The organism is Microvirga arabica, from assembly GCF_016811235.1.
Classification (GTDB): domain Bacteria; phylum Pseudomonadota; class Alphaproteobacteria; order Rhizobiales; family Beijerinckiaceae; genus Microvirga; species Microvirga arabica.
Map to the genome: position 1 here is coordinate 40,933 of NZ_JAFBID010000017.1, position 13,923 is coordinate 54,855.

Here is a 13,923-nt window from a genome sequence, read left to right on the forward strand (position 1 = left end):
GCTCCAGGGCTAAGGATAGATGAACTGGGAGAGGCGGGCCGGCTCGCGCCCACTCAGACGAATCTCGGCGGAGTGGGAGCCGACCTCCCGCAGCTTCAGCGCGAAGCGGATCGTGACCGGCTGGCCCGGTTGCGCCAGCGGGAACACGTACTCGACGTCACCGCCGAGGCTCCTGGCCTCCCGGGGTTCGGGCGCGATCCCCTTCACCTCGACCGCATCGAGGAAAGTGCCGCTCACGCGAAGCGGGATGGCGTTCTCGGCCGTCGCTTCAGGCGCGACGTCCACCCGCAAGGTGAATTCGGAGCCTTGACGCTGGAAGCGCTCGTATTCGATCCTCACCAAGCCGACCGGGTCGCTCGCCTCCTGCCAGCTTACCGGGCCGTAGCCAAAGACGCCGGTCAACGCGGTCAGGACAAGGCCACCCATGGCGAACCAGCCGAAGCGCTGGATGGTCCATGTCCTCCGCTGCCAGGCCATATCCTCGTCAACCTCAATCGAGCGTGGATCTTCTCCGGGCTGACGGCGTGCGTTCTCAGGCTTTGCGTTCCGATTCACGGCGCTTACACGCGCGTTGTCGCTGGCCAGTGAGGCCAGTTCATCATGGCGAGGTTTCATCTGACCCTCACATGGCCTCGCATCGTGCCCGCACGGAAGCGCCGTTAATCAACGACGGCTACCGTACGCCTATGGCGAGGCGCTGGATCAATCGCGGTTGTTGGGGAGAGCATGTCCGCCCGACTGGGAGGGGCCTGTGAGGCGCGCCTCCCCAGCCGGGCTATGAGCCCGTTTGGAGGCTCCCGGCGCGGGTCAGGTATCGTTTCTGCGACAAGGGTCCGAACATGATCCTGATAACATGGAGCCGCGCCCCTGGGTTTCAATCGGAATTGGGGATGGGCTGGCCTTTGGCCGCACGTCGACACCCATGCTATTCCGGCTGCGGCCTTCTTCCTTCGAATTCAGTTGATCTATGTGAATGCTGGCCCTTCCGTCTGGGGGTATGGCCCGATCCATGCTGGACAAGCCCATTCTCTGGCCGCTTTCCTGAATCGATCCCCGGATAATCACTGAGCCTGTCAGCTGTTCCGGGTCTCCAGGGACGAGATCGATGGCGACGCAAACCTCGTAACCCTCCTGCACATGGTCTTGACGGGCAGGGCCAAGGCGGCCGAATGAAGACGTCACCACGTGATCGATGGCATGGGCCGGATGGCGGCGGAGGCTCCAACCACCAAACAGCAAGAATGGGTGAAATGCACCACAGCCAGGATGCAGGCGATACACCGAGCTTCCTCTCCGGGGGCGGAGCTATGGGCGCTCTCATGCGGGCGCACGACTGGTCGGCGACGCCGCTCGGAAACGCCGCCCGATGGCCGCGGGAGCTCAAGGCGCTTGTCGGGGTCGTGCTGAGCTCCAGGCAGCCCATGTATATCGTTTGGGGACCCGAGCGCACATTGCTCTACAACGATGACTTTGCCTACATTCTTGCACGAAAGCATCCTGCCGCGCTGGGCATGCCGATCCTGGAGGCATGGTCCGAGATCCGCGACGTCCTCCTGCCGCTCATTGAGCGGGCCTATGCGGGCGAGCCGGTTCACATTGAGGACCTCGCCCTCAGCCTGGAGCGGCGGGGCTATCCGGAGGAGACACATTTTTCGCTCTCCTACACACCCGTGCGTGACGAGACCGGAGCCGTCGCCGGGTTCTTCTGCCTCTGCACCGAGATCACCGGCCAGGTCATGGCCGAGCAGCGGCTGGCGGCCGAGACCGCGCGGCAGCGGCGCCTGTTCGAGCAGGCGCCGGGCTTCATCGCGATCCTAAGCGGGCCCGAGCATGTGTTCGAGTTCGCCAACCACGCTTATAGGCGCCTGTCCGGCGATCGTGAGCTTGTCGGCAGGACTGCCCTGGAGATTTTTCCAGAGGCTACTGGCCAGGCCTTTCTCGAATGGCTCGACCAGGTCTATGCGAGCGGCGAGCGGGTCGTGGCCCACGATGTTCCGGTCCGCCTGCACCGCTCCGCCGGCGCTATGACGGAGGTGCGATTCCTCAACTTCATCTACGAACCGGTGACCGATAGGGCCGGACGGGTGACCGGAATCTTCGTCCAGGGCCACGACGTCACCGAGACGCATCAGGCCCAAGCCGCCCTTGCGGCGAGCAACGCACGCTACACGAGCGTGCTGGCGGCCATGAGCGAGGGCTTCATCATTCTCGACCAGGACTTCCGCATCACCGAGATCAATGCCGAAGGGTTGCGGCTCGACGGCCGTCCCGCCCGCGAGATCCTCGGGCGCAGCCACTGGGAGGTCTTCCCTGCCGTGGTTGGCACCCCGGTCGAGGCCGCCTACCGCCGCGCCATGAGCGAACGCGTGCCGGTCGAGCTCGAGCACCGCTACGGGGACGAGGCAGGCGGGCAGGAACTCTGGCTGGCGCTGCGGATCTACCCGGTCCCGGGCGGCGTCGCCGCCTTCTACCGGGACATCTGTGACCGCAAGCGGGCCGAGGCGGCCCAGGCCGAGGCCCTGCGCCGGGCCGAGGAGTCATTACGTCAGGCGCAGAAGATGGAGGCGGTGGGCCAGCTCACCGGCGGCATCGCCCATGACTTCAACAACCTGCTCACCGGCATCATCGGCGCGCTCGACCTGATGCAGACCCGCATCAGCCAAGGCCGGATGGAGACGGTCGGACGTTATGCGAACGCGGCGATGGATTCCGCCCGACGCGCTGCGGCACTGACCCATCGCCTGCTCGCTTTCTCGCGCCGCCAGCCGCTCGACCCGAAGCCGGTCGATGCCAACGAGCTCGTTGGGTCGATGGAGGATTTGCTGCGCCGGACCCTCGGCCCGCTCCATGCCCTGGAGATCGTCAGGGCGGACGGGCTCTGGACGACCCGGTGCGATCCCAACCAGCTCGAAACTGCGATCCTCAACCTGGCCATTAATGCCCGGGACGCCATGCCGGACGGCGGCCGGCTGACCATCGAGACCGCGAACGCGCTGGTCGACGGCGCCTCTGCGGCCTCCCTTGGGATCACCCCAGGGCAGTACGTGGCAGTCTCCGTCGCCGACACAGGAACCGGCATGCCGCCGGACGTGATCGCCCATGTCTTCGAGCCGTTCTTCACCACCAAGCCCGAAGGGCAGGGGACGGGGCTGGGACTGCCGATGGTGTACGGCTTTGCCAGACAGAGCGAGGGGCACCTGAAGATCGAGTCGGAGATCGGCAGGGGCACGACGATCAGGATCTACTTGCCGCGGCACCATGGCGCCGCAGCTGAGGAGGTTCCGGACACAACCCTTGCCGCGGTGCCGAGGGCCGGAGCAGGAGAGACCGTGCTGATCGTCGAAGACGAGCCGGTGATCCGGGATCTGATCATCGAGGTGCTCCAAGACCTCGGCTACCGGACGCTTGCGGCCGTGGACGGGCCGGCGGGCCTCAGAATTCTGCGATCCCAGCAGGGACGCATCGACCTGCTGATCACGGACGTTGGTCTGCCTGGAATCAACGGGCGCGATCTCGCCGACGAGGCACGGGAAGCCCGGCCCGATCTCAAGGTACTGTTCATCACCGGATATGCCGAGACCGCGCCGTTGGCGAGCGGCTTCCTGAAACCGGGAATGGAGCTCGTCACCAAGCCGTTCGCGGTTGAGGCATTGGCGGCCCGGATCAGGAGCATAATCGAGGGCATATGAGCAGTCGGGCCGGAGCGGACCCCTCCGGACTGTGGGTCAGCCAGTTCGCTGCGCCCTTTTGCCCGGAGCCTGGTCTCGAACTGACCATCCTCACGACCGTTAGAGCGGTACCATGAACTCACGCGTATCCCTCCAGCGGCTCTTGATTCACGCAGGTCGCGTTCAGACGGGCGGGTAAGCCCGTGACGGCGCGGCACCGCCGCGTCTGTCCGGGCTCGCGTCGCTTCATCTCTTCCATGAAAGCTGTGTGGCGGCCCAGGACTTGGGCTGCAAAGGATGCGTGACCAATGCCGCGCGTAGAGATCGTGTCAGATCACAGGATCAAGAACAGCCAAGGCCCCCTTATCCTCATCGGAGGTGCGGAGGACAAAGAAGGAGACCGGAAGATCCTGCGGGAGGTGGCCCGTCGCCTGAACGGCGGACGGCTTGTCCTTGCCACCGTCGCATCGCACGAACCGAACGGTTACTTCCAGACCTATCAGAAAGCGTTCCAAGGGCTGGGCGTAACGGACGTCATGGAGCTCTATGTGAACGGCCGCTCCGAGACCTTTGACCCGGACAAGCTGCGGACCATTCGACGGAGCGGCCGGGGTCTTCTTCGAGGGCGGTGGCCTGATCGCCGGCACATCGGCGGGAGCATCGGTCATGAGCGAGACGATGCTGGCACAAGGCAAAAGCAGCCAGTCCTACAGGATCGGCGACTTGCGGATGGCACCGGGCCTGGGCTTCCTCCCAGATGCGATCATCGATCAGCACTTTGCCGAACGTGGACGCTTCGGGCGCCTGTTCGGCGCCGTGGCCCACAATCCGCGGGTCCTTAGGATTGGCCTGGATGAGGATACGGCGCTTGTCGTTGAGGGTGGGAGCTTCGAGGTGGTTGGAAGCGGCTGTGCCTATGTGGTCGACGGTGCCGGAATCACCCACTCCAACACCGCGGGGGCGCGGCCCAGCCGGGCGTTCTCCATGTACGACCTGCGCCTGCACGTCCTGTGCCCCGGCGACACGTTCGATGTCTGCAAACGCCGACCGACCGGGGCGCCGGACATCGAGACAAGCCAAAGACTGGAGATGAAGGCCTCGGATCAACCTTAGCGCACAATGGTCCGAAACTTCATGGTCACTTCATCGTCATCGTCCTGGGGAGGGATCTCCCGCCCTCCAGAAGACGGCCACCGAATGCCGGGCTCTTCGAGATGGAGCCGTCGGAAAAGTCTTCACGTCGGGCATCGTTGCGGTGCGAAGAGGTGACCATGGAACGCCTGCGAACACATTGGGAGTTCCTGCGGACGAGCTTCTGGTTCGTCCCCAGCCTCATGGCGGCTGGCGCTGTCGGATTGGTGGCGCTCACCATCACCATCGAGCGGTCGATGACCGCGGTCGGCCCGGACACGCCCTGGTTTCTCTACGTCGGGGATACGGCGGACGCGCGGGCCGTGCTGTCCACGATCCTGTCGTCGATGATCACCATGGCCACCCTGGTGTTCTCCATCACGATGGTGGTGCTGACCCTGGCGGCAAGCCAGTTCGGACCGCGCCTGATCCGCAGCTTCATGGCCAATCCGCAGACACAGGTTGTGCTCGGCACCTTCGTGATGACGATCGTGTACTGCCTGCTCGTCTTTCCGGTGGTCGGATACCGCGAGAGTTCGGGCAAGTTGCCCTTCGTCAGCGTCAGCATCGCCCTGGCGCTGACGGTCCTCAGCACTGGGCTGCTTGTGCTGTTCCTCCATAGTCTGGCCCGCTCCATCGTGTCGGAGACCGTGATCGAGCGGGTCGGCCTCGAACTGGACGAGCTCCTTGATGAGCTCGCTCCCCTCGACGCGGCCGGGCCGAACGAAGTGCCCACCGAGCAGCTGCTTCCCGCCGACTTTGATCGACGGGCAGCGTTCTTCGGCTCGAGGCAGCCGGGATACGTCGAGGCGATCCAGTTCGAGCGGCTCTTGGCCACCGCCGAACAGGCCGACCTGCTGATCGTCCTGTATTTCCGCGCCGGCCATTACGTCGTGCCTGGTTCCCGCGAGTTTGCCGTGTACCCGGGTGAGCGCCTCAACAAGAAGCTCGTGGCCGAGATCCAGGACGCCATCCTCACCGGGATCTACAGAACCCCGGTTCAGGATCCTGACTTCTCGCTTCGCCATCTTGACGAGATCGCCGACCGGGCGCTGTCGGCGGCGGTCAACGATCCGTACACGGCGGTGGCTGTCATTGACCGGCTCTCGGCCTCCCTGTGCAAGCTCATGGGAAGGGCGCTGCCGGAGGGCGTGTTCAGGGGCAAGGACGGGGCCGTACGTCTTGCCTGCACCCAGCCAACCTATGCCGGGCTGATCGCGGCCGGCTTCAACCAGATCCGGCAGAACGGCGCCGGCATGCCCATCATTGTCCTGCACCTCCTGGAGGCTGTCGAGCGGATTGCCGAGCACGTCCGGCTGCCGGAGCAGCAGGAGGCGCTGGCCGAACAGGCCCGGGTGATCGTGGAGGCGGCCCGCTCCCGCATCAGGGATGAATTCGACCGTCAGAAGATTGAGGAGCGCTATACCACCGTTGAGCGCACGCTCGATCGGACGGCCATGGGCCGATCGCGGCGGACGGGCAGCGTCTCGTCCACAGCGCCTGCACCATGATGGTTATCTTGGGCATTCACCGCCAGGAGACCGGACACAGGATCACTTCCGGCTTCGCTTCATTGGACCTGCTCCAGGTCGAAAGCCCCGTTTCAGGCAGCAGGCGAGGGCGCCCCGCCGCTCACGACTCGCCCCAGCACCACTACGTCGATCTATCCGCCTCGCCTGACGGATGATCGCGTCTTTTGGAGAACACCATGGCCGCAACAAGCCCAGCGATGGCAGCGATCAGAGCGGCCGGGCCCGACACCGCCATGAAGCCGAATGCGTCGTACAGAAAGGCTCCCACCGCGGCGCCAGCGGAAAAGGCGCACCACAGCAGGGCATGCGGAGACCAGCCCCGGAGCCCGCCACGTCCGAGAAGGACCCTGCCGAGGCCCTGACCGAGGCTGACGAGGGTGCCGGTCATGAAGGTCACGCCCAAGCGCACGCCGTTGACGGGCCGCAAGGCCGTGTTCTGAACCCCCATGGCCGCCGCAACGGGAAGAATGGCGACGGAGGCGCCCCATCCGGTCCCGGCAAGAACAGCCGCGCCGGCAAGAAGGCTCCCTTCCAGCAACAGCACGGCCGGCAGCGCCCAAATCCCGGTGACATCAGCCAGGATGGTTGCCATGGTCGTGCCTGCAAGAAAGACGGCGATCAGAACAGCCCCCTTGTACACGGCGTCCCAATGGCCCTCGCTGATGCCAACCCCGAGCGAGATGCTGGCGCCGCTCATGAACGAGGCAAAGAGGCCGCCGAGTTCGATGTAGCCGATGGCATCGACATATCCTGCAACGGCGATCAGCACGACACCCAAGCCAACCTGCGCATCTGGACCGATCAACGGCTGGACGATACCGCGCGGCAAAGCCTTCGCCCCGGGGCCGGACGCTCCCTTGACGGGTTCAGGCGTGCTGGTTTTCGGCTCAGGCATGATGTTCCCAGCAAGATGAATTCCTCTAACTCCGAAACCCGCAGCGTGGTTTGCTTCAATCCTCGGGGCTGCTCTTTGAGAGCCCCATACTCGGAACGGCGTCTCGTGCCCGGGATTGGAGGGATATTGAAGGAGTGAAGGAGCAGGGCCTTCGATCTTGCTCCCGCAACATCCTGACGGAGAAGCACCGATGCCGCTCATCCACATCAAGGCCGGCCCCTTCGATTTTGAAGCGAAGCTTGAGCAGGAAGCTGCACCGGAGACCTGCGAACGGTTCCTGAGCCTGCTGCCCTACAACCAGCGGATCATCCACGTGCGCTGGAGCGGGGAAGCCTGCTGGATTCCCCTTGGCAGTACGGATTTCGGCCTCGGCTCCGAGAACGCGACAAGCTATCCGGCGCCTGGTCAGTTCCTGCTCTATCCCGGCGGGTTCAGCGAAACCGAACTGCTTCTGGCCTACGGCGGGGTCCGTTTCGCGAGCAAGATGGGCCAGCTCGCGGGCAACCATTTCCTGACGATCAGCAAGGGGCAGGACAATCTCCTGGCACTCGGCACGAAGACCCTTTGGGAAGGCGCACAGGATATCCTGTTCGAACGTCTAGAATGAATTCTTTTCCTATGGCCGATCTGCGCCCGTGACAGGCACAGCCAGGCGACCTTGTAGTGCTCACCCTTACCGACAACTGCGAAGGAACTCGCTTGCCTCCTGAAGCAGACGTGCTTGCGCCATGAGGTCCGCCAGGGGCCTGTCTCACCGACTTGTTCAGGCCGAGGGAATTCATTGTTTACGCGGCTGTCTCCTGCACCATGATGGCCCGGATGGCGCTCAGGTGGTCGAACATCGCCTGTCGGGCGGCCGCCGGATCCCGGGCTGCGATGGCGTCCACGATGGCCAGATGCATGCGCCCCTGCTGCGCCGCGTATTCCTTCTTGCGTGCTCGGCGAAAGGCGAGGTCATGCTGCCGCTGCCAGCGGGCGCGCCCCCGCACCGATGACAGGACATCAAGAAAGGCGATCAGCAGCGGATTGCCCGTGATCCGCGCGATCCCTTTGTGGAAGGCGTCGTCCGCCTGCTCGTAGGCCTGCCAGTCGGGCGCTACGCTGCTCTGGATCGCATACCTGCGGAGGAGGGTAATCTCGTCGACTGACGCACGGATCGCAGCCTCACCGGCAATTGGGGGCTCGATCAGCAGCCGAGCGGCAAGCACGTCGGCGGGGGAGGCCATCTCGGCCAGCACAGAGGGGCGGATCGGCTCCTGAGCGGGGCGCGGTCCTACGAAGGTGCCCTGGCCGACATGCCGCCAGATCAGGCCTTCCTTCTCCAGCACATCGAGCGCCGCCCGTAGTGTCTCCCGGCTACAGCCGATCTTGGGTGCCAGGACCCGCTCTGGCTCCAACCTGTCCTGCGGACCATAGGCCCATTGCCGCAGATGGGCGCGAAGGCGGCGGATAGCCTCGTGCGCCGTCAGCCGTTCGTGCGGCATCTATCCAGACCAATTTATAGACCAATCGTTGACGGAGGTATGTATCAGGTCTGTGCCCGACACGGAAGCTGTGGGAGCGGCAGGAGAGGAAGGAGAACGTCTGATGAGAGTTACGATGGTCTATCGGCTTTTTGGTGATGGGCCCACTCATGACACGGCTGTCCGCATGGGCCGGCTCATCGGCACCAGCATCGGGCTCGCCCTGTATCCGATGTTCGTCTGGATCGTTCTTGATGGTCTCTTTCGCGTCCTGTGAGCCATGCCAGACAAAGGCGAGCATCAAACCTCGGTCACGTTGCCGGAAGCGATTGTACGGGGAACGCTTCTCACCGGAGTGGCTGGATTTGTTGTCGAAGGCGACGTTCCGGAGATCAAGATCGGCCGTTGGTGCGACCGTACTCCTGACTGCATCCGCACGCACTTCATCACACCGGAATCACCTATGCCTAAGATAGACCTATTTCTCCTGCTGATCACGGCGGCCGTTGCCGTGGCCAGTTTCATCCCGGCTCAAGGCACCAGTGCCGAGGTCCTCGACACTCTGGGGGGCGTCGGCATCGCGCTGCTGTTCTTCGTGCATGGCGCAGCTCTTCCGCGAGAGGTGGTGCTTCAGGGGCTTGTGCAATGGCGCCTGCACCTCTTCATCTTTGCCATTACGTTCGTGGTGTTCCCGATTGTCGTGATGCCATTCGGAGTACTGCCAGCGGCATGGATGCCGGCCGATCTGCTCCTGGGCTTCCTTTACTTGGCGGCGCTGCCCTCGGCGGTGTCGTCTTCCATTGCCTTCACCGCCATGGCGAGGGGCAACGTGCCGGCCGCCATCTGCAGCTCGGCGGCGTCCAACGTCTTTGGCCTGCTGCTGACGCCCGTGCTGCTGTCTCTGATGACCCGAACCTCGGTCGAGGGCGGCTTCGACCTCACCCGGGCCTTGGGCGACGTGGTTCTCCAGCTTCTGGTTCCGTTCGTGGCCGGCCACATCGCCCGTCCGGGGTTAGCGGGGATCATGGCCAAGCACGAGCGCCGGATCGGCCAAATTGATCAAGGGATTATCCTGCTGATCGTCTACACGGCGTTCTCGCAGTCGGTGGTCGACGGCCTCTGGTCCCGGCTCCCGCCCGCCAGCGTAGCCTTAACGGCCGTTCTGTGCCTGGTGCTGCTGGCGGTCGTGCTGGCCGTGACCGCCTTCATTGCTCGCCGCTTTGGCTTCTCCCGAGGAGATGAGATCGCCGCGGTGTTCTGCGGCTCGAAGAAGAGCCTGGCATCCGGCCTGCCGCTGGCCAAGGTGCTGTTCGCGGCCGCGCCAAGTTTCGGGATGATTGTGCTGCCGATCATGTTCTACAACCAGATCCAGATCCTAGTCGGCGCGGTGCTCGCCCGCCGTTATGCCCGGATCGGGACAATGCCGGCTGTTGCCGGATAAGGGGCTGCTTTGACTGCTGTGTCCTGAACTTACCTCGGGTGGCTCTGTTATCCCCGTTTTGTGTGCTCCCTGAGGTAAAGAGAATGGACCAGATTTACGAGAACGTGCGTGTGGCGCTGGGCCTGGGGCTGGAGAGCAAGGATATCAGCGTGCTGCAGATGGGGCTGCGCGCGGCCATTGTGTACGTTGTCACCGTCCTCATGGTCCGGCTCGCCAAGAAGCGCTTCATGGGGCGGGCCACCGCCTTCGACGTGATCCTCGGCATCATGGTCGGGTCTATCGTCAGCCGCGCGGTGACCGGGAACGCGCCCTTCCTACCCGCCCTTGCGGCAACCGCGGTGCTGCTCGCCATGCATTGGCTGTTTTCAGGCATCGCCCTGCGCTGGCATGGGTTCGGGACTATGGTCAAAGGCAAGCCCTGCGTCCTGGTCAGCAAAGGTGGGGTCGATACCTCGGCGTTGCGGGTGACGCACATGACCGAGCATGACCTCTGGGAGGACTTGCGGGCCAAAGGCATCTCGCGCCTGGAGCAGGTGGAAGAGGCTCGCCTGGAGCGCAGCGGCAATCTCAGTGTCATCAAAGCGCATGCGGAGCCTAAGGTGTTGGACGTAACGGTGCAGGATGGCGTGCAGACGGTCCGGATCCAGATCGGCACCTCATGATCGTCGTCCGGTCTGGAGCGGTCGTCGGCTCTTGCCTTGCGACCGAGGAATCCGCCAGAGGGTCAGCAGCACGGCCGCATAGCCCCCATCTCAGCGGCAAAGGTCCCGAAGCGGCTCTGGCGCTAGGCTCAGGACTCGTTAATTGAAGTAGAAGGCGACGGCCGCTGCGATGCAGATGGGTAAGAAGAAGTTGTGGGCGCAGCGGTCATAGCGCGTCGCGATCCGGCGCTAGTTCTTGAGCTTGGCGAACATGTTCTCGACCTTGTGCCGTTGCCGATGCAGCGTCTTGTCATAGGCAACCGGCACCTTGCGGCTCCTGGTCGGCGGAATGCACGGCGTGATGTTCTTCTCGGCAAGAGCCTCCCGGAATCAGTTGCTGTCGTAGCCCGGGCAGCAATCAGCGCTGCGCCCGCTGGCAGCGCCTCCAGGACGAGCCGAGCGCCTTATGGTCGCTCATCTGGCCTTCGGATAAGAGCAGGATGATGGGTCGACCCACCTCGTCGCAGACGGCATGGAGCTTGGAGTTCAGGCCGCCCTTCGGTTGTCTCTTCTGTAAGCCGACAACCGGAACGCGATATTGAGGAGCCCCGGCTTGTCAGCGGGGGCTTCGTCGGGTGTAGACGTCAGATCAACGCACACCCATCCACCCCACCAGGGTCGGTGGCGGCGGCATGGGCCTGATTTTGATTGATCTTGACCATCACCAGCCTGTCAGAGCACATACAATCCAGCTTGTGAATACATTCATTTCGGTATTCTCCGCCGACGACAATGCCAATGGCCGATTCTGGCACTCCTGAGACGTAAGCGGTCGGTTCGCTTTGGATCGGAACATCGGACTTTCCCGTCAGTGAGCAAAGTTCACTACCTGACCCAGACCTAACAAGCATGCTACGGTGCTGAACCCGGCCACTCCGCCAAAGAGTCCTGACCGATTTTCCCTATAAGGGCACCCTGCATCTGATGTGATGACCCGGTCTGCCCGACGACATCCCAGGAAATCGACCATCGTTATGACGAACTCACAGAACATGGATGCGGCCCTGACCTCTCCATCGGTGGCGCGGAACCGGGATCCAATCCTGGCCGCCCTGCAGCCGGTTCTTCCAGCCAGCGGACTGGTTCTGGAGATTGCCAGCGGGACCGGCGAGCACGCTCTTTATTTCGCCTCCGCTCTGCCGCACCTGATGTGGCAGCCCACCGATCAGGACGAGCAGGCCCTGAACAGCATCGCCGCTCATCGCGCAGCTTCAGGGCTGCCCAATCTTCTTGCGCCGTTGAGGCTCGATGCCTCTGCCCCGGACTGGCCCGTCGAGCGGGCTGACGCTCTCGTCGCCATCAACATGGTCCATATCTCCCCCTGGCGGGCGACGCACGGGCTCATGGCCGGGGCGGGACGGGTGCTTCCGCCCGGCGGCGTGCTCTTTCTCTACGGGGCCTACAAGGAGAAAGGCGCCCACACGGCTCCCAGCAATGAGGCCTTTGACCAGGACATCAGACGCCGGAATCCGGAGTGGGGCGTCCGTGACCTGGAAGAGGTGGCTGACCTCGCAAGGGCGCATGGGCTGGACCTCGCCGAGCGCATCGCAATGCCCGCCAACAATCTCAGCCTCGTGTTCCGAAGGTAGGCGGGCTCGGACCGAAGTTGCCCTGCAGCGCCCTCTCGCTCATTCAGCGCACCGAGTCCGATGCAGGGCAGCAATCCCCTTGCGAAAACATAAGCATATACTAAATTAGATTTGACTTATAGATTGCAGGTATGCGTATGCCCCGTCTGAAACTCGACCTGGAGACCTTCGAGAAGCAGGCGACGGAGGTCGCGGACATCCTGCGGGCGCTCGCCAACGAGCGGCGGCTGATGATCCTGTGCAAGCTGGTGGAGTGGGGCGAGGCCAATGTCACCGCGCTGGCCGAAGCCGTGGGCCTGTCGCAATCGGCCCTGTCGCAGCATCTGGCCAAGATGCGGGATGAAGGCATCGTCGCCACCCGGCGCGAGAGCCAGACGATCTGGTACCGCATCGCCGACCCGCGCATCGAGCAGCTGTTCGCAACCCTGTACAGCCTGTTCTGCAAGCAGGCGAAGGAGGGCGGGTCTGCCTGACGTTGGGTTGGTGCCACCTCAACCGGCCCGTCACGACCTCCAGCCACACGCAGGTTTTGCAACGCGCGATTTGCATTGTGGCCGGGAGCAGGGGCACGGCCTTCGATCTTCCTATGCGAGGGTGAAGACAAGGCGGAGGAGCAGGGGAGGCTGCGGCGCAAGGCGCCTCTTGGGCGGTGAGGGGCTGGCGCCAGCCCACCATCGCAACTCAGCTATTCCGTCAGCAACCGGTTCAGCGTGCCCGTCAATGCCTCACGAGAAATCTCGCCAACGTGGATGGATCGGAGCTTTCCGTCCGCGCCGATGAAGAGGGTGACCGGCAAACCTGGCGTGGCGTAGTGGCGAGGCACGTCCATGCGCGTGTCGAGCAACACGTTCGACAGTGTGAGCTTCTCATTGTTCAGGTAGCCCTCAATCGTTGTGCGCCTCTCGCCCTGGTTCACGAACAGGAACGTGATGTCGTCTCCCGCTGCTGCCATCTCGGCCATCATCGGCATCTCCCGCCGGCACGGCGGACACCAACTCGCCCAGAGGTTCAGGACGACGGGTTTTCCCGTGAACGCCGTCAGGGATGTGCTGCCTCCCCTGATGTTCTCCAAGGCGACGTCCGGCATCGGCGTCGCAGGCGTGGCGTTGGTCAGTTGCCACACGACGTTCCACGCGAACAGCGCTATGGCGAGACTGACCACTGCACCAATGGCGGCGCGGCGCGTGCGCGCCAGGGCCACGGACATAGCGATGATGGAGCCGGCTGCCCATGGCCAGGAGAAGCCTCCCTGCCAGACGGCCAGGATGCGCCAAGGCTCAGTAGCGAAACTGGAGGCGTTCTCGATCACGTGCCCGAGACGCGCCGTGATCAGGCCTGCGATAAGGGACCAGGTCGACCATCGCCCGATGTAGGGATCCAGGCGGGAGGACAGGACCGACGTTACGGCCATGAAGACACCGATGCCAACGATGGCCGCGAGGCGATCACCGGCGAAGATGAAGGGACCAATTGAAACGGCTTGCATGCGTCGCTGGTCCGGGA

The 13,923-nt window shown here is 63.8% G+C and carries 13 protein-coding genes and 2 pseudogenes; 10 read left to right on the forward strand and 5 right to left on the reverse strand.

Going from position 1 to position 13,923, the window contains the following annotated elements; genetic code table 11:
* Positions 1-9: 9 nt before the first annotated feature.
* Entirely contained in the window at positions 10-615 is a 606-nt protein-coding gene (locus tag JQC81_RS11190) for a hypothetical protein (protein ID WP_203271890.1), read from the reverse strand.
* 806 nt (positions 616-1,421) lie between these two features.
* On the opposite strand from JQC81_RS11190, the pseudogene JQC81_RS34620 reads away from it, so the two are divergent.
* A pseudogene (locus JQC81_RS34620) lies at positions 1,422-2,135 on the forward strand (PAS domain-containing protein); the annotation flags it as partial.
* Positions 2,136-2,162: 27 nt separating this feature from the next.
* Positions 2,163-3,689: pseudogene (locus JQC81_RS34625) on the forward strand (ATP-binding protein); the annotation flags it as partial.
* Positions 3,690-3,997: 308 nt separating this feature from the next.
* Here the strand turns inward: JQC81_RS34625 and JQC81_RS33070 are convergent.
* Complete coding sequence (locus tag JQC81_RS33070; RefSeq protein ID WP_246520354.1) at positions 3,998-4,336, reverse strand: hypothetical protein; 339 nt, start codon at positions 4,334-4,336, stop codon at positions 3,998-4,000.
* Here JQC81_RS33070 and JQC81_RS33075 point away from each other — a divergent pair.
* Together JQC81_RS33075 and JQC81_RS11205 are read left to right on the forward strand one after the other, a co-directional pair.
* Entirely contained in the window at positions 4,335-4,781 is a 447-nt protein-coding gene (locus JQC81_RS33075) for a cyanophycinase (RefSeq protein WP_246520355.1), read from the forward strand. The two genes, JQC81_RS33070 and JQC81_RS33075, sit on opposite strands and share 2 nt — an antisense overlap.
* 158 nt (positions 4,782-4,939) lie before the next feature.
* Positions 4,940-6,310 (forward strand): DUF2254 domain-containing protein, encoded by a 1,371-nt coding sequence (locus tag JQC81_RS11205; protein ID WP_203271891.1) that lies wholly within the window; start codon positions 4,940-4,942, stop codon positions 6,308-6,310.
* Positions 6,311-6,452: 142 nt separating this feature from the next.
* Here JQC81_RS11205 and JQC81_RS11210 read toward each other — a convergent pair whose 3' ends face one another.
* Positions 6,453-7,226, reverse strand: coding sequence for a YoaK family protein (locus JQC81_RS11210; RefSeq protein ID WP_203271892.1), 774 nt, complete (start codon positions 7,224-7,226; stop codon positions 6,453-6,455).
* A gap of 190 nt (positions 7,227-7,416) precedes the next feature.
* Here JQC81_RS11210 and JQC81_RS11215 point away from each other — a divergent pair, with 190 nt between their 5' ends.
* Positions 7,417-7,833 (forward strand): DUF3830 family protein, encoded by a 417-nt coding sequence (locus tag JQC81_RS11215; protein WP_203271893.1) that lies wholly within the window; start codon positions 7,417-7,419, stop codon positions 7,831-7,833.
* A gap of 178 nt (positions 7,834-8,011) precedes the next feature.
* Here the strand turns inward: JQC81_RS11215 and JQC81_RS11220 are convergent, their stop codons facing one another.
* Complete coding sequence (locus JQC81_RS11220) at positions 8,012-8,710, reverse strand: FadR/GntR family transcriptional regulator (RefSeq protein ID WP_203271894.1); 699 nt, start codon at positions 8,708-8,710, stop codon at positions 8,012-8,014.
* Positions 8,711-8,813: 103 nt separating this feature from the next.
* On the opposite strand from JQC81_RS11220, the gene JQC81_RS11225 reads away from it, so the two are divergent.
* The 5 genes from JQC81_RS11225 to JQC81_RS11245 all read left to right on the forward strand — a co-directional run bounded on the left by JQC81_RS11225 (position 8,814) and on the right by JQC81_RS11245 (position 12,893).
* Positions 8,814-8,966 (forward strand): hypothetical protein, encoded by a 153-nt coding sequence (locus tag JQC81_RS11225; RefSeq protein WP_203271895.1) that lies wholly within the window; start codon positions 8,814-8,816, stop codon positions 8,964-8,966.
* 186 nt (positions 8,967-9,152) lie between these two features.
* Positions 9,153-10,130 carry a bile acid:sodium symporter family protein gene (locus JQC81_RS11230; protein WP_203271896.1) on the forward strand — a complete coding sequence of 326 codons (978 nt, stop codon included), beginning with the start codon at positions 9,153-9,155 and terminating at the stop codon, positions 10,128-10,130.
* Positions 10,131-10,213: 83 nt separating this feature from the next.
* On the forward strand, positions 10,214-10,792 hold the full coding sequence (locus tag JQC81_RS11235; RefSeq protein WP_203271897.1) for a DUF421 domain-containing protein: 579 nt from the start codon (positions 10,214-10,216) through the stop codon (positions 10,790-10,792).
* A gap of 1,013 nt (positions 10,793-11,805) precedes the next feature.
* Positions 11,806-12,420 (forward strand): DUF938 domain-containing protein, encoded by a 615-nt coding sequence (locus tag JQC81_RS11240; protein WP_246520356.1) that lies wholly within the window; start codon positions 11,806-11,808, stop codon positions 12,418-12,420.
* A 137-nt stretch (positions 12,421-12,557) separates the two neighbouring features.
* Entirely contained in the window at positions 12,558-12,893 is a 336-nt protein-coding gene (locus tag JQC81_RS11245; protein WP_203271898.1) for an ArsR/SmtB family transcription factor, read from the forward strand.
* 212 nt (positions 12,894-13,105) lie between these two features.
* On the opposite strand, the gene JQC81_RS11250 is transcribed toward JQC81_RS11245, so the two are convergent.
* Positions 13,106-13,906: a TlpA disulfide reductase family protein gene (locus JQC81_RS11250; RefSeq protein ID WP_203271899.1), complete on the reverse strand. Its 801-nt coding sequence runs from the start codon at positions 13,904-13,906 to the stop codon at positions 13,106-13,108.
* Positions 13,907-13,923: the final 17 nt, after the last annotated feature.

What these genes read in the sequence shown, in the direction of transcription:
- JQC81_RS11190 (WP_203271890.1), bottom strand. Translation starts at nt 615, where the DNA reads ATGAAACCTCGCCATGATGAACTGGCCTCACTGGCCAGCGACAACGCG.
- JQC81_RS33075 (WP_246520355.1), top strand. Translation starts at nt 4,335, where the DNA reads ATGAGCGAGACGATGCTGGCACAAGGCAAAAGCAGCCAGTCCTACAGG.
- JQC81_RS33070 (WP_246520354.1), bottom strand. Translation starts at nt 4,336, where the DNA reads ATGACCGATGCTCCCGCCGATGTGCCGGCGATCAGGCCACCGCCCTCG.
- JQC81_RS11205 (WP_203271891.1), top strand. Translation starts at nt 4,940, where the DNA reads ATGGAACGCCTGCGAACACATTGGGAGTTCCTGCGGACGAGCTTCTGG.
- JQC81_RS11210 (WP_203271892.1), bottom strand. Translation starts at nt 7,226, where the DNA reads ATGCCTGAGCCGAAAACCAGCACGCCTGAACCCGTCAAGGGAGCGTCC.
- JQC81_RS11215 (WP_203271893.1), top strand. Translation starts at nt 7,417, where the DNA reads ATGCCGCTCATCCACATCAAGGCCGGCCCCTTCGATTTTGAAGCGAAG.
- JQC81_RS11220 (WP_203271894.1), bottom strand. Translation starts at nt 8,710, where the DNA reads ATGCCGCACGAACGGCTGACGGCGCACGAGGCTATCCGCCGCCTTCGC.
- JQC81_RS11225 (WP_203271895.1), top strand. Translation starts at nt 8,814, where the DNA reads ATGAGAGTTACGATGGTCTATCGGCTTTTTGGTGATGGGCCCACTCAT.
- JQC81_RS11230 (WP_203271896.1), top strand. Translation starts at nt 9,153, where the DNA reads ATGCCTAAGATAGACCTATTTCTCCTGCTGATCACGGCGGCCGTTGCC.
- JQC81_RS11235 (WP_203271897.1), top strand. Translation starts at nt 10,214, where the DNA reads ATGGACCAGATTTACGAGAACGTGCGTGTGGCGCTGGGCCTGGGGCTG.
- JQC81_RS11240 (WP_246520356.1), top strand. Translation starts at nt 11,806, where the DNA reads ATGACGAACTCACAGAACATGGATGCGGCCCTGACCTCTCCATCGGTG.
- JQC81_RS11245 (WP_203271898.1), top strand. Translation starts at nt 12,558, where the DNA reads ATGCCCCGTCTGAAACTCGACCTGGAGACCTTCGAGAAGCAGGCGACG.
- JQC81_RS11250 (WP_203271899.1), bottom strand. Translation starts at nt 13,906, where the DNA reads ATGCAAGCCGTTTCAATTGGTCCCTTCATCTTCGCCGGTGATCGCCTC.